The organism is Spirochaeta isovalerica, assembly GCF_014207565.1.
Lineage (GTDB): Bacteria > Spirochaetota > Spirochaetia > DSM-2461 > DSM-2461 > Spirochaeta_F > Spirochaeta_F isovalerica.
Genome location: NZ_JACHGJ010000001.1, coordinates 288719 through 310778 on the forward strand (window position 1 = coordinate 288719; position 22060 = coordinate 310778).

General features: G+C 42.8%; 21 protein-coding genes. 11 read left to right on the forward strand and 10 right to left on the reverse strand.

Features of this window, described 5'->3' with window-relative positions:
- Positions 1-28: 28 nt before the first annotated feature.
- Entirely contained in the window at positions 29-265 is a 237-nt protein-coding gene (locus HNR50_RS01175) for a hypothetical protein (RefSeq protein WP_184742585.1), read from the forward strand.
- A gap of 57 nt (positions 266-322) precedes the next feature.
- On the forward strand, positions 323-1702 hold the full coding sequence (gene lpdA, locus HNR50_RS01180; protein WP_184742587.1) for a dihydrolipoyl dehydrogenase: 1380 nt from the start codon (positions 323-325) through the stop codon (positions 1700-1702).
- Here the strand turns inward: lpdA and HNR50_RS01185 are convergent.
- Both HNR50_RS01185 and HNR50_RS01190 read right to left on the reverse strand, forming a co-directional pair.
- Complete coding sequence (locus HNR50_RS01185; RefSeq protein WP_184742588.1) at positions 1643-3205, reverse strand: RecQ family ATP-dependent DNA helicase; 1563 nt, start codon at positions 3203-3205, stop codon at positions 1643-1645. The two genes, lpdA and HNR50_RS01185, sit on opposite strands and share 60 nt — an antisense overlap.
- Before the next feature lie 46 nt (positions 3206-3251).
- Complete coding sequence (locus tag HNR50_RS01190; RefSeq protein WP_184744428.1) at positions 3252-3998, reverse strand: nitroreductase family protein; 747 nt, start codon at positions 3996-3998, stop codon at positions 3252-3254.
- Between the two features lie 210 nt (positions 3999-4208).
- On the opposite strand from HNR50_RS01190, the gene HNR50_RS01195 reads away from it, so the two are divergent.
- Complete coding sequence (locus HNR50_RS01195) at positions 4209-4805, forward strand: response regulator (RefSeq protein WP_184742591.1); 597 nt, start codon at positions 4209-4211, stop codon at positions 4803-4805.
- On the opposite strand, the gene HNR50_RS01200 is transcribed toward HNR50_RS01195, so the two are convergent.
- The gene (locus HNR50_RS01200) at positions 4802-5851 is read right to left on the reverse strand and encodes an ROK family protein (RefSeq protein WP_184742593.1); all 1050 of its coding nucleotides are present in this window, start codon (positions 5849-5851) and stop codon (positions 4802-4804) included. The two genes, HNR50_RS01195 and HNR50_RS01200, sit on opposite strands and share 4 nt — an antisense overlap.
- A 167-nt stretch (positions 5852-6018) precedes the next feature.
- On the opposite strand from HNR50_RS01200, the gene HNR50_RS01205 reads away from it, so the two are divergent.
- Both HNR50_RS01205 and metF read left to right on the forward strand, forming a co-directional pair.
- Positions 6019-8457 carry a glycoside hydrolase family 94 protein gene (locus HNR50_RS01205; RefSeq protein WP_184742595.1) on the forward strand — a complete coding sequence of 813 codons (2439 nt, stop codon included), beginning with the start codon at positions 6019-6021 and terminating at the stop codon, positions 8455-8457.
- 248 nt (positions 8458-8705) lie between these two features.
- A complete protein-coding gene (gene metF, locus HNR50_RS01210) occupies positions 8706-9590 on the forward strand; it encodes a methylenetetrahydrofolate reductase [NAD(P)H] (protein ID WP_184742597.1) in 885 nt (294 codons plus the stop codon).
- Here the strand turns inward: metF and HNR50_RS01215 are convergent.
- Genes HNR50_RS01215 through HNR50_RS01235 form a run of 5 tightly spaced genes read right to left on the reverse strand, consistent with a single transcriptional unit; the run spans position 9565 to position 14090 of the window.
- Complete coding sequence (locus HNR50_RS01215) at positions 9565-9981, reverse strand: hypothetical protein (protein WP_184742599.1); 417 nt, start codon at positions 9979-9981, stop codon at positions 9565-9567. The genes metF and HNR50_RS01215 overlap by 26 nt on opposite strands.
- Positions 9982-9990: 9 nt before the next feature.
- Complete coding sequence (locus tag HNR50_RS01220; RefSeq protein WP_184742601.1) at positions 9991-11109, reverse strand: aminopeptidase; 1119 nt, start codon at positions 11107-11109, stop codon at positions 9991-9993.
- Between the two features lies 1 nt (position 11110).
- A complete protein-coding gene (locus HNR50_RS01225; RefSeq protein ID WP_184742603.1) occupies positions 11111-12439 on the reverse strand; it encodes a bifunctional folylpolyglutamate synthase/dihydrofolate synthase in 1329 nt (442 codons plus the stop codon).
- Positions 12426-13733 (reverse strand): histidinol dehydrogenase, encoded by a 1308-nt coding sequence (gene hisD / locus HNR50_RS01230; RefSeq protein WP_246433728.1) that lies wholly within the window; start codon positions 13731-13733, stop codon positions 12426-12428. Before hisD ends, HNR50_RS01225 begins: the two co-directional genes overlap by 14 nt.
- Before the next feature lie 15 nt (positions 13734-13748).
- Positions 13749-14090 carry an FHA domain-containing protein gene (locus HNR50_RS01235; RefSeq protein WP_184742605.1) on the reverse strand — a complete coding sequence of 114 codons (342 nt, stop codon included), beginning with the start codon at positions 14088-14090 and terminating at the stop codon, positions 13749-13751.
- Positions 14091-14192: 102 nt separating this feature from the next.
- Here HNR50_RS01235 and HNR50_RS01240 point away from each other — a divergent pair, with 102 nt between their 5' ends.
- The 4 genes from HNR50_RS01240 to HNR50_RS01255 all read left to right on the forward strand — a co-directional run bounded on the left by HNR50_RS01240 (position 14193) and on the right by HNR50_RS01255 (position 16558).
- Positions 14193-14561, forward strand: a complete 369-nt coding sequence (locus HNR50_RS01240; protein ID WP_184742607.1) for an Hpt domain-containing protein — start codon at positions 14193-14195, stop codon at positions 14559-14561.
- On the forward strand, positions 14558-14947 hold the full coding sequence (locus HNR50_RS01245; RefSeq protein ID WP_184742610.1) for a response regulator: 390 nt from the start codon (positions 14558-14560) through the stop codon (positions 14945-14947). The genes HNR50_RS01240 and HNR50_RS01245 overlap by 4 nt, the downstream gene beginning before the upstream one ends.
- Positions 14934-16043 (forward strand): response regulator, encoded by a 1110-nt coding sequence (locus tag HNR50_RS01250; RefSeq protein ID WP_184742612.1) that lies wholly within the window; start codon positions 14934-14936, stop codon positions 16041-16043. Before HNR50_RS01245 ends, HNR50_RS01250 begins: the two co-directional genes overlap by 14 nt.
- 137 nt (positions 16044-16180) lie before the next feature.
- Positions 16181-16558: a response regulator gene (locus HNR50_RS01255; RefSeq protein WP_484592919.1), complete on the forward strand. Its 378-nt coding sequence runs from the start codon at positions 16181-16183 to the stop codon at positions 16556-16558.
- Between the two features lie 43 nt (positions 16559-16601).
- On the opposite strand, the gene HNR50_RS01260 is transcribed toward HNR50_RS01255, so the two are convergent.
- Together HNR50_RS01260 and HNR50_RS01265 are read right to left on the reverse strand one after the other, a co-directional pair.
- Positions 16602-17096, reverse strand: a complete 495-nt coding sequence (locus HNR50_RS01260) for a chemotaxis protein CheW (protein ID WP_184742616.1) — start codon at positions 17094-17096, stop codon at positions 16602-16604.
- A 59-nt stretch (positions 17097-17155) separates the two neighbouring features.
- Positions 17156-19354, reverse strand: coding sequence for a zinc-binding metallopeptidase family protein (locus tag HNR50_RS01265; protein ID WP_184742617.1), 2199 nt, complete (start codon positions 19352-19354; stop codon positions 17156-17158).
- Positions 19355-19540: 186 nt separating this feature from the next.
- Here HNR50_RS01265 and HNR50_RS01270 point away from each other — a divergent pair, with 186 nt between their 5' ends.
- A complete protein-coding gene (locus tag HNR50_RS01270; protein WP_184742619.1) occupies positions 19541-20701 on the forward strand; it encodes a DUF8084 family protein in 1161 nt (386 codons plus the stop codon).
- A gap of 241 nt (positions 20702-20942) precedes the next feature.
- Positions 20943-22025: a 3-phosphoserine/phosphohydroxythreonine transaminase gene (serC, locus tag HNR50_RS01275; RefSeq protein ID WP_184742621.1), complete on the forward strand. Its 1083-nt coding sequence runs from the start codon at positions 20943-20945 to the stop codon at positions 22023-22025.
- Positions 22026-22060: the final 35 nt, after the last annotated feature.

Here is a 22060-nt window from a genome sequence, read left to right on the forward strand (position 1 = left end):
CATCAGTCACCATTAAAGAGAGAAACGTATGACAGTTGAAGACCTTATTCAGGAAAAAATCGGAGATGGACTCGTCAGAAAAGGAGCTATGAAGAAAAGCTCGGTTCACCAGGTTCTTATTGTTCAGGCTTGCGGAGACAAACGTTGTTTCGGTGAAATCGCTACAGCTCTGAGCCTTGTCGATGAAGATGAAGTTCATAAATATATGAACTTCAAATATGCAGCCAGATGTTCAGGCTTTGATAAAAAAAGAATCCTTTCCTAATTTATTTTACTACCTGCTGTTACCGTGTTATTTTGAAACGGTTTCAGGAGGATAATAATGAATAACACAACATATGATCTCATCATCATCGGCAGCGGTCCAGGAGGATATGTCGGTGCCATCAGAGCATCTCAACTCGGACTGAAAAGTTGTATTATTGAAAAAGATAAAGCCGGAGGGGTCTGTCTAAATGTCGGTTGCATACCGACGAAGGCTCTGGTTGAAAGAGCTGAAATATTCAATAGCCTTTCCGAGCTGAAAAGTATGGGTATCAGGACAGATAAAAGTGAGCTGAATTACGCTAAGGTGCAAAAAAAAGCACAGACGGCATCAACCCGATTATCTAAAGGCATCAGCTTCCTGCTGGAAAAAAACAAAGTCGATTACATACAGGGAGAAGCCCGGAAGATTGAACCTTCTAAAGTGACCCTTGATGACGGTACTGTCATAACAGGTACCTATATACTTCTGGCAACAGGATCATCTCCCAGAGCCATTCCCGGTTTCGAAACCGATGAGGATCGTGTTCTGTCGTCAACCGGGATGCTTGCCATGACAGAACTTCCCCGGACATTGACTATTCTCGGAAGCGGCGCCATAGGCATAGAGTTCGCTTACATCATGAATTCATTCGGCGTCAAGGTGACAGTTGTCGAGCTGCTTCCCCGGATTCTCCCCCTTGAGGACAGAGAGATCTCCGAAGCGATTGAGGCCTCTCTTTCCAAACAGGGAATCAAGTTCATTAAGGGGACCGGCGCTGAAAGAATGGAGAAAAAAGATGACGCAGTAGACATTGTCTTATCGGATGAAGAGAAGACGGTGCTCTCGGCTGATAAGGTACTTGTGGCAATAGGCCGGAAACCCAATACGGACCGTATAGATTTGTCACTGACCGATATTTCAATCAACAGTAGAGGTTTTATAGAAACCGGAGATTATTACGAAACCGGAGAAAAGAATATTTTTGCTATCGGAGATATCCTGCCTTCTGCACAACTGGCTCATGTCGCTTCGATGGAAGCGGAAATCGCTGTCGCTCATATAGCCGGGAAAGTAACTGTTGAGAGGATTGATGATACAGAAGTCCCCTCCGCTGTCTACTGTGAACCTCAGGCGGCATCATTCGGAATGAAGGAGCCTGAGGAGGAAAATGCAGAGATTACAGTAAGCCGTTTCCCTTTTACCGGAAACGGTAAGGCCAAAGCCACAGGTCATTCGGAAGGTCTCGTTAAAATAGTGAGCGATAAAGAGGGACATATTCTCGGAGCCCATATCGCAGGCCGTAATGCCTCTGAAATGATTCATGAGCTTCTTCTTGCCAAAAAAGAAGGGATAACTCTGGATAGGCTTGCAGAGATGATACATGTTCATCCATCCTTATCTGAATCTATCATGGAAGCTTCTAAAGAAGCCTATGATGGCGCTATTCATCTTTGATCTTTCTGTGCTGATACGGTGTTTTCCGATTCCTTTCTGAGGAAGCCGGAGAACACCGGTGTATATCATGGAATCGACAAGTTCTTCCAGCATTTCCGTACTCCATTGGTAAAAAATGCCGAAACCCCATAAACAATGTAATAATCGCTCTTTAATATGGGGTGTTTTGTAACCCTTAAGAAAGAAGACAAGTTCTTTTCGGGTAAACCTCCTCTTGTTGGCCGTTATTATCGACATGACCAGCTCTTCATACTCTTCCGATTCAACCGCATCCCGGCAGATATCACAGCCGCTGCATATTTCAGGAGCAGAGTTGAGCAATTTGAGTAAATATTCTCTCCTGCAGCTGGATTCATTTTCACCGTAATGGAGCATCGATTTAAATCTTTCAGCAGAATGTTCATCTAGAATTTTATTTAATCGCTCTTTTGTCCGGCTGTTGTATATCAGCAAAGCTTCGGCGTGATCTCTGTCCCGACCGGCCCGGCCTGATTCCTGTAGATAGGATTCCACGGTAGGGGGAGGTTCCAGGTGAATGACAGTCCGAATATTGCTTTTATCCACACCCATTCCGTAAGCTGTGGTCGAAACCAGTATTCCGTCATCGGAATGAAAAAACCAGGATTCAATTTTCTCTTTCTCAGGTTTTTCTAACCCGGCATGGTAGAAAAAAACATTTTTACTGACAAGTTCCCTTCTAAGCATTCTGGCTGTAAGCTCTGTGGATGTTCGGGATGATGTAAAAACAATGGCAGGTTTGTCCAGTTCCTTGATTTTTCGCAAAAGAGTCTGATTCGGGCTCGCGCTTTTTATCACACTGTAGGAGATGTTGCTGCGGTCGGGATTCCCGTATATGACATTGGGAGTATCGTTGGGGAAGAGCACACTTTTTATTCTGTTCAGGATATGGGGAGAGGCTGTCGCGGTAAAGGCTGTGACGATGGGAACATCGATTTCATTTAAGATTTTTCCCGTTTCAAGATATGCCGGTCTGAACGAGTCTCCCCATTCCGACACGGTATGAGCTTCATCTATTACAAGATGGCTTATCATCATCTCCCGGAGGACATCCAGCACATCTCTGTTTTGCAGAGTTTCCGGATTTGTAAGAATCATTTTAATGTTTCCTACACGGCATTTCCGGAAAATGCTTTTCCTGTCATCGGGAGATTGACCTCCTCTGAGTATTACGGCATCCAGGCCGGCTTCATTTGCTCGTCTCAGCTGATCTGACATGAGGGAGAGAAGGGGAAAGACAACAAGTGTTATCCCGTCCAGAAGAAACGCCGGCAGCATGAAACAGAGACTTTTTCCTGAACCGGTTGGGAGAAGCACAATTTGTCTCGGAGACAGTTCTTCATGATAATCATCATCGACTTCAAATCCTTTGACTCCAGCCGATCGAAGAATATTGGCTATGACTAATCTCTGAAAAGGGAAAATATAATCTATTCCGAAATGTGTTTTTGCTTCATGGTTTAAAGGATCCTTCGCTTCCTGCATATACCATACACATAGAGAATATTGGCCGTGATTCAATGAGAGCGTATCAGATGTAGGTTATATACTCTCTTTCTCTCGGAACGGGTCGTTTGTATCGGTATAGAGGGAAGCCGGCTGTAAAAGTTTCATAAATCTGTCTCCCCCGGGGGAGTCCGATGTACTTCCGCGCTTTGGCGCAGCTTCTCAGGCCCAGGACAAGAAAGCCGTTGAAACAGGTTCCCAGACCGTGTGATTCGGCGAGCAACATCGCTGAAGTGGCCCAGATCAAAGCATCCTGTTCAGGCGTAGAAGCTTTTTTGCTGCTGTGGAAAAGCATCAGAACAGGCGCATCGTGAGTCAGGATGTCCTTGCCCGAAAAATACTTGGGAATAAGGCGTTTGTATGCAAATATCTTTCGGGTTTTTTCTTTTCCCAGAAATAACAGGAGGATGGGATAAGTTGCGGGATTTAAAAGGATTTTTGTTAATGTTCTGAAATGCGTCATGATGATATCGGATAACTCTACGATTTTTTTTCTGTCATCGAGAATCGTTATCCCGGTTTTTCTTGAATTCGTCCCGGTGGGCGAGTGAATCACAGTGTCGATGATTCTATCCAGAAGGTCTCTGGGCACTGACTGATTTTTGTAGTGGCGGATGCTTCTTCTCATGGTCAAAAGCTTTTCCAGGCTGTTAGGAACATCATTCCGGTTCAGACTTTCCTTTGAGGGATAACCTGGAACAGTTATGGCTCCTGCAGGGCATATGGCATAACAATGGCCGCATAATATACACTTTTTTTCAATCAGTTCCATGCTGCTTTTAATTATTGCTCTTGATGTGCAATCAGTCGCACAGAGTCCGCAGAATGTACAGAGTTTTTTATCAATATTCGGAAGAGTTGTCATATTTCAATACCTTTATGGTCTGCTATAATATCATTTTGCGCCTTCATAAGAAAGATATGTAATAAACAGAGCTCCGATCTTATTGAAAAGCTGACACTTTTATTTTATGTTTTAATTATGGTAGAAAATCGCAGTTCGCTCATTCTGATCGTTGATGATAATGTTTCAAACTTACAGGTTCTGGGGGCAGTTCTCTCCGGGAAAGGCTATGAAATCGCTGTGGCGGCTGATGCCGGCGAGGCTCTGGATTTCCTGAGTACAGATGTTCCCGACCTTATTCTTCTCGATATTATGATGCCCGGAACAGACGGTTTTGAATTGTGCCGCATAATCAAACAGATGGAAAAACTGGCCGAAGTTCCCGTTTTGTTTCTGACGGCCCTGACAGATCCCGACAGTATCGTGAAGGGGTTTGACTCCGGAGCTGTCGATTATATCTCCAAGCCTTTTAATAATGCTGAACTTCTGGCCCGAATTAAAACTCATCTGGGATTGAAGAAAGCGAGAGAAGAGCTGAAAATTCTAAGAGGGACCCTTCCTATATGCGTTCGTTGCCGGAAGATTAAGGACGAAGACGGATACTGGCAGCTGGTGGAAGAATATATCGAGTCACATACCGAACTTCTTTTCTCCCACGGCCTTTGCGACAGTTGCTCTAAAGAGTTGTATGGTAAATATGACTGGTATAATAAGGAAGGAAAGGATAAATCCTAAAGCGCATAGTATCGGTCAAGACACATGACGGCAGCGCCGTATGCTACATCGCGGTCTTTCATTCTGGAGAATCGATAGCGGCAGTTTGCGGGCCCTTCATAGGCCCAGTTCAAATCGGCATGACGGGAAAACAGATCCAGCAGTTCGTCACCCAAATCCGGTAAATCCCCGCCCAGGACAAGTTCATTTATATTGAATGTATTTATGATCATGGCCATATTGGATGCCAGCTCTTCAAGCACATCTGTCTTTTCCTTTGAGTAAAATTGTTCCATATCTTTACTTTTTACAAATGCGCTGCGGAATTCACCTGCTGAAAAATCTCTCCCGTGGAGAACTCTTCCGTTTATCAGTAAGCCTGCCCCGATACCGCTTCCCCTCAATTCCTGATCGATTTTACGCTGTCGATCCAGAGTTCCCTTTAAATAGATCATATTGGTTCGGCTGCTGTTCTCTTCCGAGAGATATTCGCTCCAGCAACCGCAATTCGCATCATTTTCTAACAATACCTTAAAGCCTGTCCGTTTTTCCAGATATTCTCCCAGATTCAAAGATTTATCGATGTTCAGAGGGTATGATTTTTCGACAATCCCTTTTCTGTGGTTGACTATACCCGGTAAGCCTATGCCGATTCCGATAACAGGTTGCTCTTGTTCTATTCTTTTGATAAGGCTGATCATGGCTTCTGTCGCGCTCTGGAAATTACCGGCTGTGTATTTCCCGCTGTATTCCGTTTGGATTCGGCCTTTCAGGTCCAAGGCCAGGATGAAGCATTCGTCAGTTCTGAAATCTACTCCCAGAAATGTTCCAGTATTTCCGATTATCGATAAACCGATGGGTCTTCTGCCCCCCAGAGGACCGGGATCTCCCATTTCTGTTGTTTCTATAATATGTTCTTTAAGCAGTTTATTTGTTATCTTTGTAATCGTCGATTTATCGAGATCCAGTATTCCGGCAATCTTTTTTCTGCTGATTCCATCGTGTTTCCAGATGGTTCTGAGAACTTTTCTGCTGTTCAGGCTCAAATCGTTTATGGGAGATTTCACGTAGGAAACCTTAACACAGTGCTGTTAAAAAACCAATATAGTAAAAGAAAAGACTTTTCTCTTGACCAATTGAAGGATGGTGAGTGATAATCAATTAAGTTGGTTGACAAAATCTACCAACTGCGTAATTATTGCAGATATAAGATAAAGAAAATCGGGAGGAACCGATGAAATACGGTTATTTTGACGATGACAATCGTGAGTATGTCATTACAGATCCACAGACCCCATACCCATGGATCAACTACCTGGGAAATGAAGACTATTTCGGATTGATTTCAAACACTTCGGGCGGTTATACGTTTTACAAGGATGCCAAATTCAGAAGATTGACCCGCTATCGCTATAATAATGTTCCTGTGGATACCGGCGGACGTTATTTTTATATCAATGATGGGGGAGATATCTGGTCGCCGGGGTGGAAACCGGTTCAGAGGCAACTGGATTCCTACGAATGCCGTCACGGTATGAGTTATACCAAAATTACCGGAAGTGTTAATGATCTTGAAGCCGAAACGCTTTTTTTCATTCCCGGTGGATTTCACGGTGAAATTCAGAAGGTGACCTTGCGGAATAAAAGTAAAAAGGTGAAGAAGGTCAAGCTTTTCTCATTTCTCGAGTGGTGTCTCTGGAATGCGGAAGATGATATGAATAATCTTCAAAGGAATTATTCAACCGGAGAAGTCGAAGTCGAAGATTCAGTCATATATCATAAGACTGAATACAAGGAAAGAAGAGACCATTATGCTTTTTATTCAGTTAATAGACCCATAAACGGTTTTGATACGGACAGAGACAGTTTCATTGGATTGTATAATGGTTTTAATAACCCCCGGAACGTCCTGAATGGGGAATCTTCCGACTCAATTGCCCACGGATGGTCTCCTGTCGCTTCCCACTTCATTGAAATGGAACTTCAACCCGGTGAAGAGCAGTCAGTTGTCTTCATGCTCGGATATGTCGAAGTCGACAAAGAGAACAAATGGGAATCAAAGGGTGTTATCAATAAAAAACCAGCCAGGGATATGATCTCTCTTTACGATACTGCTGAAAAAGTCGATGCGGCTTTTGACGATCTTAAGGCTTCATGGGACAGTCTTCTCTCTTCCTATCTGGTGGAAAGTCACGATGAAAACCTTAACCGCATGGTCAATATCTGGAACCAGTATCAGTGTATGGTCACTTTTAATATGTCCAGAAGCGCTTCTTTTTTTGAAACGGGAATCGGAAGAGGAATGGGATTCCGCGATTCAAATCAGGACTTGATCGGTTTTGTCCACCAGGTGCCCGAAAGGGCCAGGGAGAGAATTCTCGATATAGCTGCCACGCAGTTCGAGGACGGGTCCGCTTATCACCAGTATCAGCCGCTTACTAAACGGGGGAATGATGCTATCGGCGGCAATTTCAACGACGACCCGTTGTGGCTTATACTTTCGACAGTCTCATACATAAAGGAAACCGGTGATTTTACAATCCTCGATGAAATGGTTCCATTTGATAATGATGAGTCTAAAGCGAAGCCCCATTTCGATCATCTGAAAGCGTCTTTTTACCATGTCGTGAATAATCTGGGGCCTCATGGATTGCCTCTCATCGGGAGAGCTGACTGGAATGATTGCCTCAATCTTAATTGTTTCTCGGAAGATCCCAACGAATCTTTTCAGACAACGAATAATAAAATGGGAAAAACGGCTGAATCTCTGATGATTGCCGGTCTGTTCGTTCTCTATGGAAAAGACTTTGTGGAGCTTTGTAAAGTGCTTGGCAAAGATGAAGAAGCAGCGGAAGCGCAGAGGCATATAGACGCCATGGAGGAAGCTGTAAAGAAAGACGGATGGGACGGAGAGTGGTTCTTAAGGGCTTATGATTATTATGGAAAGAAAGTGGGCAGCGATGAGAATGAAGAGGGAAAAATCTTTATAGAATCCCAGGGGTTCTGTACAATGGCCGAAATAGGGAAAGATGAAGGCCTCTGCGAAAAAGCGCTGGATTCTGTAAAGGAAAGACTCGACAGTCCATACGGTATCGTGCTCAACAATCCCGCTTTTACGAAGTACTACATCGAATACGGCGAAATCTCCACCTATCCTCCCGGCTATAAGGAAAATGCCGGTATATTCTGCCACAATAATCCTTGGGTGATGATCGGGGAAACCAAAATCGGTAGAGGTGACAGAGCCTTTGAATATTACAGTAAAATCGCTCCGGCTTATCTGGAGGATATTTCTGAATTACACAAAATGGAGCCCTATGTTTATTGTCAGATGATCGCCGGTAAAGATGCTTATAAGCCGGGTGAGGGCAAAAACTCCTGGCTGACTGGTACAGCAGCCTGGAATTACTATGCCGTAACCCAATATATTTTAGGAGTCAGACCGGAATATAATGGATTATTAATCGATCCATGTATACCAACAGGATGGAAGGGGTATAAAATAAAGCGATCTTTCCGCGGGGATACCTATGAAATCACCATAGATAATCCCGAATCACTAAACCGCGGCGTTTTCAGCCTCATTCTTGACGGCAGAAAGGTTGACGGAAATCTCATACCCTATGCAGGCGATGGAAAGATACATTCTGTTCAGGTAATTATGGGGAAATAATTTCTCCTTTTTTATGATTTTCCGGAACTGTGCAATGTTATTGTCAGTTCCGGTTTTTTTTATTTAAAAGGTGTTCTTTTTCATAAGAACCTGTTGAAAAAAGACAGCCATTCAGTTGATTATAGAGGGAATAGTGGAACTCTATCTGATTGATCGGAATTTCCATGTTAAATTGAATCGTATTCCGGTTGTATTTGGCAAGTCTTCTGTATTTGCTTAACCTGGCAGTCGGCCTTTGAGGAGATATTATGCTTGTTAAAGATATATTGGATAAACAGAAATTAACTGTCAGTTTTGAGTTCTTCCCTCCAAAGAACGAGTCCGGATGGGACGAACTCTTTGAATCAATATCCAAACTTATGCCTCTCAAGCCTTCATATGTCAGTGTGACTTACGGCGCCGGCGGATCAACGAGAGATAAGACCCATGATCTTGTGACTAAACTTCACAATGAAACGGATTTATGCATCGTAGCTCATTTGACTTGTGTGAATTCAACACGGGATGAAGTAAAAAAGATCATCGAAAGGTATAACAGCCAGGGAATATTTAATATTCTGGCACTCAGGGGAGATCTTCCCAGAGGTGTATCTGAATATAATAAAGATGGGAATGGTTTTGATCACGCAGCCGATCTTATCTCATTTATAAAAGATATCAGTCCCGGAACGGGAATAGGTGTTGCAGGTTTTCCTGAAGGTCATCCACAGATGCCGAACAGGCTGAAAGAAATTGAATATCTTAAAGAGAAAATCGATGCCGGTGCCGACTACATCGTAACGCAGATGTTTTTTGATAACCGGGATTTTTATGATTTTAAAGAACGTTGCCATCTCGCCGGTATCAATGTTCCCGTAATTGCCGGAATCATGCCGATCACATCACGCTCCGGTATGAACAGAATGGCCGAGCTTGCAGCGGGAGCCCGTTTCCCGGCACCTCTATTAAAAGCTGCCGGCCGCGCAGAAGATGAGTTCGTCAGAAGGGTCGGAGTTCAATGGGCGACGGAACAGATCCGCGATCTGATTGATAACGATGTGGACGGCATACATCTCTATACATTGAATCGTTCGAGATCGACGATCAGAATTTGCGAATCCCTGGGAATCACAAGTTACGATAAACTTTATTGATTTCAATCCCTTTTGCTTCCAGAAGATCGCAGAGGCTGGAAATCTCTTTTTTCCTCAAACGGATATCCAAAGGTTCAAAGCCTTTTGTATCAATAACCATCTTGCGCGGTGAGAGAATCCGGATTTCCCTTATAGAACCGAACTCATGTATCTCCGGTTTGTATTTATAGAGCAGATAAACAAAAAGATTGTCATCTGTAATCTTCAGATAGGGTCTTGTGTTGCTGAAAATTACCAGGGAAAGAGAAAGAAAGAAACCAAGGATAAAAATGATGAGTTCACCTGTGCTGTGGCTGTTTAAAAGCGGCCTCAGCGCAGGGATAAAAGGGAGAATAAGTAAATAAGCGGAGAATCTGGACAGGAGATTCTTTTTTATTATCCTTTCACTCATCTCTTTTTCTTATTTGAGGTTTTCCGGATTGAGCGCTTCCAGTTCGGGAATAACGAATCTGCCGTTTTTCCTGATAAGGACATCGTCAAACCAGATTTCCCCCCCTCCGTATTCTTCTGTCTGAATGCATACAAGGTCCCAGTGAATGGAAGAACTGTTTCCATTCGGTGCTTCATCGTAACAGTTGCCGGGGGTAAAGTGAAAACTTCCCATGATTTTTTCATCGAAAAGAGTATTTTTCATGGGTTTGATGATATAGGGGTTCACTCCGATAGCAAACTCTCCAATGTAACGCGCCCCTTCGTCGGCATCGAATACTTTGTTAATCCGTTCCGTATCATTCCCTTCCGCTTTAATTATCTTGCCGTCTTTAAAAGTGAGTACGATGTTTTCATATGTAAAACCCTGATAGATTGCCGGCGTATTGTAGGTCAGAACTCCATTTACCGAGTTTCGAACAGGTGCCGTGTATACTTCTCCGTCAGGGATATTCCGGTCTCCGTCGCATTTTACAGAAGGGATATCTTTAATTGAAAAAGTCAGATCAGTACCGACTCCGGTAATTCTCACTTTGTCCGTTCTGTCCATCAAAGCAGAAAGCCCGTCCATGGCTCTGGACATTTTTGCATAATCCAGGTTACAAACTTTGAAATAAAAATCCTCAAAAGCCTCCAGGCTGGTGTTAGCCTGCTGGGCCATAGAGTTGGTAGGGAAACGCATAACAGTCCATCGCGTATTAGTAATTCGTTCCTCAAAATGGACAGGCCTGTAATATTTATCCATATAGAGGCCCATCTTATCTCCGGGGACATCACTTGTTTCCGTACTGTTTTCAACGGAACCAATGCCGAGAAAGGCATCCATATCTTTCATTCTGTATCTGTCGAAACGTGCCATTTCCTTAAGAAGTTCCTCGGAAGCATCCATGAGAAGGGTTCTGTGAAGCCTGTTATTTTCGACATTGACAAAGGGCAGGGCGCCTACTTTGTAAACTTCCTTGATTACCTGATTCACAAGAGGTTCCGCATCGGGACCATTTACATTTATCAGGATTTTTTCACCTTTTTTCAATTTCAGAGAGTAATTTACAAGGTTTTCCGCAAGAGTTTTGATTCTCGGGTCTGTCATACTATTTTTCCTTTATTTTTAAAAATTTCCGGATTTCGGCGGCCATGTAAAAAGAACCGGTCACAAGAATAGGTTTATCGCTATCTGAAAGCTCTCTGGCCTTCTCAGCCGCTTCAAAAGGATCTTCTATAAGGTAACAATTCCTGTTGAATTTTGCAAATAATTTGTAGAGCTCAGCGGGTTGGCTTTTTTTAAAGGTTCCCGGGCGGCTTATTATCACGGCTTCAAAATTCTTTGCCAGCACTTCCGCCATCGCATCTGCATCTTTGCCTTCGACAGAGCCGAATATCAGTATCCCTTTCTTTTTGAACAGGCTGGAAAATGTTTCAAGAGCCATTGTCACGGACCGCTTTGTATGAGCTCCATCGATCATAAAGGCGGGTCTGGAGCCTAAAACTTCCATTCTTCCGGGAATAAACGCTTTCGCTACCGCTCTGTTAATCAGATCATCCGTTATCTCGGGAAGAATCTTGTGCATACCGGCAATGGCAAGAGCGCAGTTATCACCCTGATGATTTCCATACATTTTGAGTTCCGCGAGATTAAAGCGGTCGTTTTTCCATTTTATATACATCCTGGAGCGGGGAAACGCCGTATCGGTTTCTGATTTTTCAATCAGATCTGGTAAGATATATAAAGGTGCATTTTCTGTCTGTGCTTTCTCTTTAAAAACAGAAAGGGCTTCAGAGCATTGTGCTGAAGAAAAAACGGGACGGTTCTTTTTGATTATACCGGCTTTTTCATATGCTATCTTTTCAATGGTATCACCCAGTAGATCCCTGTGTTCCAGTTCTATCGGCGTCAGGAAAACAGCCCGGGGATCGACAAGATTCGTTGCGTCGAGTCTGCCTCCCAGTCCCGTTTCCAGAACAACCCAGTCGCAACCGCTGTCCCGGAAGACCAGAAAAGCGAGCAGGGTAAGCAGCTCAAAAGTCGTCGGCTCACTTCCTCCGGGGAGGGAAAGGTATTCATCACCCTCAATCAGTTCCTTTATCAGCAGCATATTTTTCAAGTAAACCGATTCGGGGGCAAACTGATTGTTAACGGTAATTCTTTCTCTGTAATCGCTTATATGGGGAGAGGTATACATACCGGTTTTAAACCCGGCTTCCATTAGTATGGATGCTGCGAAAACGGCAGTGGAGCCTTTACCCTTTGAACCGGCTATATGAATGGTTTTGATATCCAGATGGGGATTGGAAAAACATTGGAGAAGCAGTTTCATTCTGTCGAGGCGATATCCCCGTTTTGTGAGATCCGGAACTTTTTCGAAATTGGTAAAGGCCTCCATCCATCGAAAGCCTTCGGCGCTGTTTTTAAACATTGTCATTACGCAACTTCAATGCGTTGCCGTGAGCAGCAAACCCTTCATAATCTGCGAGCACTTTGACATGCTTTTCCAGATCCCTGTATCCCTTTGCTGTACTGTAAACAATAGAACTGTATTTTATAAAGTCTCTTGCAGATAGCGCTGACCAGGTTTTCGCTTTTCCCCCGGTGGGAAGAACAGCATTGGCTCCAATGGAATAATTGGCATTTGAAAAGGGAGTGTTGTCGCCGAGAAGGATTTCACCGGCATTTTCTATCAGCTGAACTGTATCCCAAGGATCTTCAGTCACAATCTGAAGATGCTCCGGAGCATAGATATTGACGACACGGGCGCCTTCTTCAATAGAATCTACCAGAATGATACCGCCGAAACCGGCAAAGACATCTTCAACGAATTTTTTTCTCTGAGGAGGCAGCTTGGCTGCTAATGTGTCCAGGTAAGCCATGCATTTGCGCGCGAGAGATTCGGAATCGGTAACGAGAATCGCCGAAGAATCTGAACCGTGTTCCGCCTCGGTCATCAGATCCAGTGCGGCTTTATAAGGGTCTGCCGAAGCATCGGCCAGAACCGCGGAATCTGAAGGACCGGCGGGAAGCCCCGGATCGACAATTCCCGATAATAACCTTTTTGCCGCACTGACATATTTACTGCCGGGTCCTGTTATTTTTACAACCGGCTTTATGGATTCCGTTCCGTAAGCCAAGGCTGCGATGGCCTGAGCTCCTCCCGTTTTATACACTTCGCTGACACCGCATTTTCGGGCGGCATACAGGCATCCCGGGTCGACTTTACCCATTTCATCAGGAGGAGTGACGATACAGATTCTTCTGACTCCGGCTGCAATGGCGGGGATTGCCTGCATATAGAGCATAGACGGAAAACTTCCCCGTCCGCGGGGAACATACAAGCCTGCTGATTCGATGGCGATAGCTTTTTCGCCGGCAAAAACGCCTTTGCGGATTTCAATCATATTCATTCCTTCCGGAATCTGAGACTTGTGAAATTTAAGGACGTTTGCGATGGAAAAATCAATAGCCTCTTTGACGTCCGCGGAAAGTGAGGACTCCGCTTCTTCAAACTCTTCAGCACTGACTCTCAAATTGTATTTCTCCGGTTTAACACCATCAAAATCCCGATTATATTCGTATAGAGCTTTATCTCCATTGGATTTCACATTATCAATTATCTGCGAAACAGTATCCATTACGTCGCTGATCACCAGTTCGGAACGATTGAATATATTCATGCGTTCCTGTTCCGGCATTGCGGACCATTTATTATAGTTGATTGTCATTCTTTCCCCGTTATATCAGTTTAAAGTAATTTCGATTTTTGAACCAAGACGAATTACATCGTTTGGCGAAAGCTTAATGTATTTACCTTTCGGCACTTTTATATCATTGACGAAAGTTCCGTTGCGGCTGTTCAGGTCCTTTATGTAAAAGGAGGATTTTATCTGCTGAATTTCCGAATGTTCCCTCGAAACCAGCATATCGTCGATTACAACATCACACCTGGAAGACCTGCCTATGGTTATGCGTGAAGTCAGGCTGATTTTTTTTCCATTGAAAACCAGGCAGCGGCTCTCTTTTTTCTTAACTTTTTCAAGCCTCTTGCCAATAGGGCTTTCTGTCATAATGGTTTCATCCATAACCAGATAATACTCCGAATTTCACGATTCTTCCATATGCTTAATAAAACTTTTAATTGTTATGAGACTGTATTAAAATTTAAATGAATGAAGGGAAATAGTATGGAACCTCAAAACATGATCGATAGACAGCTCATTTTCGAAATTACCGATGGGAATCAGGATTTATTTGATCAGATGATGGAACTCTTTGTTCAAATATCCCCGGATCAGTTAAAACTGATAAGGTGCACATGGGAGGCTGCTGATTACCATGCCCTTCGGGCCGCGGCGCATGATGTGAAAAGCTCAGCATCCAGTATCGGTGGTACTATTCTCTATGAAAGCGCCCTTCAGCTTGAGCAGTCAGCGAAAATGAAACTTGATTTGACGCAAATCTTGCCTATGATTATAGATGTGGAAGATAAAGTTGAAAAAACAATTTCCTTCTATCGCGATGGAAAAGTAACATTTGATCCGGATGACCTATGAAAATAAAGCGGATTCTAATACTGGAAGACGATGCATTTCAAAGGAGATTCCTTCAGCTATTTCTGGAAGCCGCCGGTTTTTCAGTAGAGTATGGCACGAACGGGCTGGAGGGATTAAAAAAACTCCGGGAGTCAACGCCCTTCGATCTTATAATGAGTGATCTGAAGATGCCCGGGATGGACGGAATAGAGTTTCTTATCGAAATGAGAAAGGAAAAGAAATTCCATGCCATCCCCTTTGTCATGATCAGCAAAGTGGACAATAAAGTTATCAAACAGAAAGCCGAAGAACTTGGAGCTTATCATTTTATGGACAAACCTTTCACAAATGAAAAAATAACACGTCTACTGTCGGAATTGGAGCAGAAAAACAATGATAACAGCTGAAAGAAGAAGAATCGAGGAACAGCTTATCAGACTCGATCGGGATATTTCCCTACTGGAAAAAAAACTTTCCGACCAGGAAAATATTTTGGAAAGCATAGGTTCCACATACCGGAGAATCCATAATCTCAAAAGCAGTTTGTTTCTCATGGACTTGAATGAGAGCCTCAAACATGTATATCTGCTGGAACAGATTTTTGAAAAATTGCGAACCGGAAACATGATTCTCTCAGCAAAAGCTCTAGATGCATTTTCCGACACGCTGCAATGGATCAAGGGCGATCTGGGTATCAGCGAACAAAAAAATGCAGATCGGGAGTCATTAATCGACAGGTTGAAAGATCTTCTCGCTTCAGAAGAATCTCAATTGAATAAAACCAGATCATTCAACCTGACTTCCGATGAGAAGGCTCTGTTGCGCGATGCCCGCAACAGTAATCTTAATATCTTCCTGGTGGAACAATCTCTGGATACATCAATCAGCAGGGAATCCTACAGGGATTTGCCACTGTTCAATAAAATCAATGAAATAGGGATGATTGCGGTAAAGACTCCTGAGTATATTAATTTGAAAGCAGCCACAAAGGATAGTAATGTCCCTTTAAAAGTTATTTTCATTACGGATCGGAAGCAGAAAGACATGAAAGATCCGCTTCTGAAGGCAGCCGTGCCTTTCGAGGATGATCTCTATCTGACTCAGCGGGATTATAAAATCCTTATAATAGAGGATAATCCAGTCGCCCGGTTGCTCCAGAAGTCTATTATGAGCGATTTCGGTGTCTGTGACACAGTCAATGACGGAGAGGCCGGGATTAATCTCTTCACATTGGCTCTTGAAGAAAATTCTCCTTATCATATTATTTTACTCGACCTTGTCATGCCCGGCATAGGCGGTTCTGAAGTTCTGAGCAGAATCCGGGAGATTGAAGAGGAACACAAGGTCCGTGGGCTCGACCGTTCCAAAGTCATTGTATCAACGACCACAACCGAAAGCTCGACCTTAATGGACTTGTTCCGTGCCGAAGCAGATGCATATATCTTCAAACCCATGACGAAGGAGAAAATTACCAGGGAAATGAGTAATCTTAAACTGATTTAAATATCCCGGAGTTAATACGGCTTGTAAATCAACCGATATTAAAGTAAATTTATAGAAATGAGTAAAAGGCGGACATTTTGAAAGCTAATGCAGATTTTCCCAATATCAATTCCAAGCAACCGGAAGGTTTAAACCCTATGGGACAACCGTATAAGGTTCTGATTATTGATGATTCAATGTTTGTACAGAAACAGATCGGCCAGATTCTCACTTCCGAAGGTTTCGAAGTCGTGGGAACGGCCAATGACGGGCTTGAAGGGCTTGAGAAATACAAATCTTTGCATCCTGAAGTTGATCTGGTCACAATGGATATCACCATGCCCAGGCTTGACGGTGTTTCGGCACTCACCAAAATTATGGAATTCGATAAAGATGCCAAAGTCATTATGATAAGCGCTCTTGGTAAAGAAGACCTTGTGAAGGACGCACTGATTAAAGGCGCAAAGAACTACATCGTAAAACCTCTGAACAGAACAAAAGTTCTTGAGAGAATCAAAGCTGTTCTGGAAAAATAAAATTATGGAAGACCCGCTGTTTTACCAGCGGGTTTTTCTTAGCCTATTTTGCTGGCGATGGCAAAGCCATTGTCTTTAAATTGGTAGCGTTTTCGGAAAACAGATAATCTGTATCGAGGATGATTAAGAACAAATCGCGAATTTTACCTATTCCGCTGATCAATTCCCTGTTCAGGCGGGTCCCGATTTTCGGAGCGGGGTCGATATTCTCTTCTTTAAGTGTCACGACCTGGTCCACCATATCGGTGACTATGCCAATCACATTGGTTTCGTTGTCAATAAATAATTCGAGAATTATTATATTGTAGGCTTCGTCTTCCAATCTATCCATTGGAGGCAGATTCAATTTTGTTCTAAGATCAACAATCGGCCTGATACTGCCCCTTACATTGATAACACCGAGTAGATAATCGGCGGTCCTGGGAACCCTTGTAATTTTTTCAATTTCCAGAACTTCCAGCACATGTTCGATAGGAATAGCGAAAGAATCGTCACCTAGAGTGAATGTCAGATATTGTCCGCTATGTAAAGACTCCATATTTCACCTCTTACAACCTTTATTATAGTCTCCCGGATTTGAATATTCAAATATCTTCTTTACTCCCAGGGTATAAGGCTGTTCACTACAAGGTTTTTATAAAGAGCAAAATCCCGATCCGTAATATCAAACTGATAGGGAAAGTCGCTGTAGTAGACCTGGATATTCATCTGGGGAGCTGCGAAACGCGAAATGATAAAAGAAAGATCCAGAGGGAGCCGCGGGTTTACACCTATATGGAATTCAATCTTTTTCCCGTCAGCCGAAGCTTTTGAAGGATAATTCGAGTCATAAATTATCAAAGGCGTTTCCGATATCAATTCAATGATTATTCTGTCAGGCGTTCCTTTGGCGTCTATGGTATATTTTGAACTAACCCGGTCGAGGAAAGTGGATTTCTCACGGCTTACATCAAGAAGATCATTGATCATCGGAGCGGTTATTTCCGCTTCCCTTCCTACATCGTTCAGTTTAAGGTCTTTGCCATCGAGAAGAAGCGTTAAGTCTCCTATAGGTGCAGGGCTCGAAAGGCCCAGGGTTCGGATAGACTTGCCGGGATTGATGACTTCATTGAGATACAGAGGCTGTTTCTGAACTTCATCGAAAGTCGGCAGAATCAGTATTCGGTATAAAAGAAATACTGTCACGGCCCCTGTAGTTATAAGTGAATAGGCATTTCTGAAACTTCTTCTGTGTCGATGAAACCTGTGCAGATAATGGTTCAGACTCGATTGGAGCATTAACACCGGCATTATAAGAACAGTGAAAAAGATATTGCCGGTAACCCTCGAAGTCAGTAGAAAACGCGATATTTCATAGTAGGGATAGGTAACAATTAAATACCCGACTGCGATTATCGGGAGTGGGGTAAGAATAAGAAAAAGCCTTTTTAAAGCTTTCCGGCGGCTGATCATAAAAAAGGAGATAAAAACCAGTCCCCAAAGGAAAAAGTAGGAAAATGATATATTGAAAACCATGACAGTTATTAAGCTGATAATTAAAGATAGAAACGCCGTATAAGTGTAAAAATGGTGGGATGGGGATAGCGCAACCCCTTTAACGAGATAAAGAAATCCGGAATAAAGGAAAAAGGATAGAAAGATTTTAAATAACAGAAAAAATAAAGGATATCTCATCCAGAAATCGGGATAATCTCTCATCCCGGAAATCTCTTCAATCAGAAGAGTCGAAAGGAAAAGATAAAGGAAAGCGAGAAAGAACAGCAGGGGAAGAGACCAGAAGTGATTTTTGAAACGCTTGAGGTTGAGATGCAGGTTTCTAGATTTAAAAAGAAGTATCAGCATCAGTAAAGCCGTAAGAGTTACAAAGGATATAATACTCTGTTTTTCTCCTATGGTAATGAGATTCCTTCCGAGCGGCGTTATCAGGTAATGGCGATCCCATTCATCGGGTAATCCGTTGGAATAATCGAGAATAAGAGAAAGCAGTGATTCGATAAACTCGTTTATCCATTGGTCGTCTGCTTTATTCTGTAACCCGGGTATGCTCTGCAGGAGTACCATAGGGATTTCTGCGGAGTGATAGACTTCGATCACGGCGGGCGGCTTTTCTAAACCGGACTGATAAGCCAGGGTTTCAATACTTTCATTGGAAAAGCTCAAATCCTTATCAAGAAAGTATTGTGATAGACTTTCGACAAGCCAGCGGGGTGTCCGGTCATTGCCTGAACTCTTGCGAATGATAATCCGGTCACCCGGTGCCGTCATATCGAGATATACAGCAGCATTTTTATCGGAAACAAAATCTTCAATGACGAGGTTTGATCCGATGGGATATGAACTTCCGGTACCCCTTTCAGCGCCGAGAAAAAGAAACTCTATAGAAAGCGAGGGAGTATACCTGGAGAAAATCTTCAATAACTGTAGGGCCGTTGCAATATTGATCGAACCGCTTCGCATCGAGTTTTGATTGCTGCGGTTGTTGAGAGGAACGATCAGCATTAGCGTATCTTCAAGTTGTCCGGAAACTGAGACTTTATATCCTTTTGAGAAAGAATGGTAAGTTTCGGAAAGTCCGTAGTCCAGTACTTCATAATCGATTTGATTTTGAATAAATTGATCTTCCAGATACAAGAACAGCAGTTTTTCGTTCTCGGAGTTCTCTTCTCTGGGGAAGAATGGCTCAATTTCCTTCATAAGATTCTGTACTTGCTTTCCGTATTGATATGAATCATCTCCAAACAAAGGAAAAGAGAGAAGCAGAGCTATATGAAGGATAATAATTATGGTTTTACGCATCTCGCTTAAGGATAGGTTTAAAATGAGGGACGCGTCAATTATTATAGAAGTTAATAGAGATAGCTGCCGAAAAATAATTTAATAGAAAAAAAAATTCTGACTGGATCAAACACATAAAGAACCTTGTTGCATGATTCGGCCCGATCGGAATACAATCACAGAAAAGGAGCTGCTGAGTTTTATCAAATGTGTGCTAAAAAAAGAAATCCTAAACTGGACCTTCCGATCAAGTTGATTTTTACTCAGAAAGGGATCAATTTTTTTATCAGGAATAATAAAAAACTCAACAAATTTGTCATGGCCGATGACACCATACAATATGGTGTGTCTTTCTCCGAAGTGACTCCACCTGCCGTACAGCACATGATGCTTCTCGGATATATCGAAAGAATTGAAATAGAACGGGCGGAATTTACTTCCAAGCGTTCCGAGTTGGTCGATCTGACAAAAATTCTGGTTTACGGTAACTTTTACCGGCAGTTTGATGAAGAAGTCTCGAATGCTATTCTCCATTCCAGCCTGGTGAAAACCTGGAACCGCAATAACCCTTCAAATATCATAGATGAAAAAACAGTCGTAAATGAATCCTATATTGAGAATCTGCTCCAGAGCGGCGATGTGAAGAAACAGATTTTGAAAGAGATAGCCAGTACCATTGCTCTCAATATCAAAAAAGATGATAAGCTTCTCAATGAAGAGAAAAGAATCAAGCTTTTTCTGATCGAGAGATTTGTCGATGGTATTCGGCCGGTGTGCTGGTTCGTGCTTCACAGATTCAGAAACGAGAAGAGCTATGAGGATGTGATTAAAGATATTTCTGATATACTGGAACTCTACCTTGACCGGTCCACAATAGCCGAATATCTGTCCATGGTGATAATGGAGCTACTGACAGCCGGAGAAAACAGCAACCTGAAAACCTATGTAGATGATGTATACAGGGGCCAGATAAGCCAGCAGAAACTGATGTTCGATCCCGAAACAAGAAAGAAGCTCTTTGCTGAAATGGAAAAGAAAAAGCAGTTTCTTTCTCTGGGATGGTCAATAAGTAATCCCAATTCAACCTCGATAGGCACGTCCAACAGATTAAAAATTCTCATATACAGCAGAGGTCTTGTCTTCGACAACATGAAGGATATGATTGACGAGACCAATACTCAGCAGCAGAAGGGGAAAAATATTACCGATTTCTATGATGAATTGGGAAGCATGACAACTGAACTCGGTTTAAACTATATCAATTATCTCGATGAGGCATGCAAAAAAGTCGGAATCCGCTTCAAGCCTCTCGTTTACCAAATTCGCAATAACAGCAATTCCGTAATCTGCCTTGATTTTCATTTCTGAATTTTATCTTGAGTAATCCGCTTTTTTCTTTCTAATTCAATTATTATATGTTATTGTAAGACAATACGACAATATGGCTTATGGTAGACAAACTATCGATAAAAAAAGATAAAATTGCATTTTTTAATTGGTGACACTGAAAAAAAATGCTCATACTTGTTAATATTTATGTACGATTGGCTGCAGCGGGGTTATCATCGCTGTATCAATTGCAAAATGGAATTAAATTACGGAGAAAAAAATGAGCAGAGCAACAAACTTTTTTGCTGGACCGTCTGTACTTCCCGTGGAAGTTTTTCAGCAGATTGCCGAAGAAATGGTTGATTACAAGGGCACAGGTCTTTCACTTATGGAAACCAGCCACAGATCGAAAACTTACGACGAAGTTCATAACGGCGCCGTAGAAATGATGAAGGAGATCTTCTCCATTCCCGACAATTACAAAGTGCTTTTTCTCGGGGGAGGCGCGACTCTTCAATTTTCTATGATTCCCTTGAATTTCCTTGGCGAAGGCAGCACGGCTGATTATACCCTAACTGGTACATGGTCGAAAAAAGCTGCGGCGGATGCAGCAAAGGTCGGAAAGGTAAACGTTGTCTTCGACGGAAAAGAAAAGAATTACACGACGCTGGCAGACGCATCGACTCTCAAGCCCGGTGAGGGTTCTAAATACTTTCATATGACTTCCAACGAAACAATCGGCGGGATTCAATGGAAGAACTGGCCCGATACAGGGAATGTTCCCCTGATCTGCGATATGTCCAGTGACATTCTCAGCCGGCCCGTTCCTGTGGAAAAATTCGGAATGATTTATGCCGGAGCTCAGAAGAACCTCGGACCTTCGGGAGCCACTATTGTCATAATTCGCGATGATCTGGTAGAAAAATGTCCCGACAGCCTGACCGCTTATCTGAATTACAAGACACATGCCGATTCCAACTCTCTATATAATACCCCCCCTGTATTCCCCATATACGCCATTAATCTGGTTCTGAAAAGAATGAAAGAAAATGGCGGACTGGAAGGCATGGTCGCTCACAATAAAAAGAAAGCCGAGCTCCTTTACAGCGCTATTGATAATAGCAACGGTTATTACAGATCTCCTGTTGACGAGGCATACAGATCGAATATGAATGTTGTTTTCAGGCTTCCAAATGAAGACCTCGAAAAGAAATTTATTGAGGAAGCGACAGCCGAGCGAATGTATGGACTGAAAGGTCACAGAAGTGTCGGCGGATGCCGTGCTTCAATCTACAATTCAATGACAATTGAAGGAGTTGAAAAGCTGACTTCTTTTATGAAGGATTTTGCTTCTAAAAACTAAGCTTTCGAGTCCTTAAATTTAAAAAACAATACCAT

Bases quoted from the DNA above. Each gene is read 5' to 3' on its own strand.
- HNR50_RS01175 (WP_184742585.1), top strand. From the start codon at position 29: ATGACAGTTGAAGACCTTATTCAGGAAAAAATCGGAGATGGACTCGTC.
- lpdA (WP_184742587.1), top strand. From the start codon at position 323: ATGAATAACACAACATATGATCTCATCATCATCGGCAGCGGTCCAGGA.
- HNR50_RS01185 (WP_184742588.1), bottom strand. From the start codon at position 3,205: ATGCAGGAAGCGAAGGATCCTTTAAACCATGAAGCAAAAACACATTTC.
- HNR50_RS01190 (WP_184744428.1), bottom strand. From the start codon at position 3,998: ATGGAACTGATTGAAAAAAAGTGTATATTATGCGGCCATTGTTATGCC.
- HNR50_RS01195 (WP_184742591.1), top strand. From the start codon at position 4,209: ATGGTAGAAAATCGCAGTTCGCTCATTCTGATCGTTGATGATAATGTT.
- HNR50_RS01205 (WP_184742595.1), top strand. From the start codon at position 6,019: ATGAAATACGGTTATTTTGACGATGACAATCGTGAGTATGTCATTACA.
- metF (WP_184742597.1), top strand. From the start codon at position 8,706: ATGCTTGTTAAAGATATATTGGATAAACAGAAATTAACTGTCAGTTTT.
- HNR50_RS01215 (WP_184742599.1), bottom strand. From the start codon at position 9,981: ATGAGTGAAAGGATAATAAAAAAGAATCTCCTGTCCAGATTCTCCGCT.
- HNR50_RS01220 (WP_184742601.1), bottom strand. From the start codon at position 11,109: ATGACAGACCCGAGAATCAAAACTCTTGCGGAAAACCTTGTAAATTAC.
- HNR50_RS01225 (WP_184742603.1), bottom strand. From the start codon at position 12,439: ATGACAATGTTTAAAAACAGCGCCGAAGGCTTTCGATGGATGGAGGCC.
- hisD (WP_246433728.1), bottom strand. From the start codon at position 13,733: ATGACAATCAACTATAATAAATGGTCCGCAATGCCGGAACAGGAACGC.
- HNR50_RS01235 (WP_184742605.1), bottom strand. From the start codon at position 14,090: ATGGATGAAACCATTATGACAGAAAGCCCTATTGGCAAGAGGCTTGAA.
- HNR50_RS01240 (WP_184742607.1), top strand. From the start codon at position 14,193: ATGGAACCTCAAAACATGATCGATAGACAGCTCATTTTCGAAATTACC.
- HNR50_RS01245 (WP_184742610.1), top strand. From the start codon at position 14,558: ATGAAAATAAAGCGGATTCTAATACTGGAAGACGATGCATTTCAAAGG.
- HNR50_RS01250 (WP_184742612.1), top strand. From the start codon at position 14,934: ATGATAACAGCTGAAAGAAGAAGAATCGAGGAACAGCTTATCAGACTC.
- HNR50_RS01255 (WP_484592919.1), top strand. From the start codon at position 16,181: ATGGGACAACCGTATAAGGTTCTGATTATTGATGATTCAATGTTTGTA.
- HNR50_RS01260 (WP_184742616.1), bottom strand. From the start codon at position 17,096: ATGGAGTCTTTACATAGCGGACAATATCTGACATTCACTCTAGGTGAC.
- HNR50_RS01265 (WP_184742617.1), bottom strand. From the start codon at position 19,354: ATGCGTAAAACCATAATTATTATCCTTCATATAGCTCTGCTTCTCTCT.
- HNR50_RS01270 (WP_184742619.1), top strand. From the start codon at position 19,541: ATGTGTGCTAAAAAAAGAAATCCTAAACTGGACCTTCCGATCAAGTTG.
- serC (WP_184742621.1), top strand. From the start codon at position 20,943: ATGAGCAGAGCAACAAACTTTTTTGCTGGACCGTCTGTACTTCCCGTG.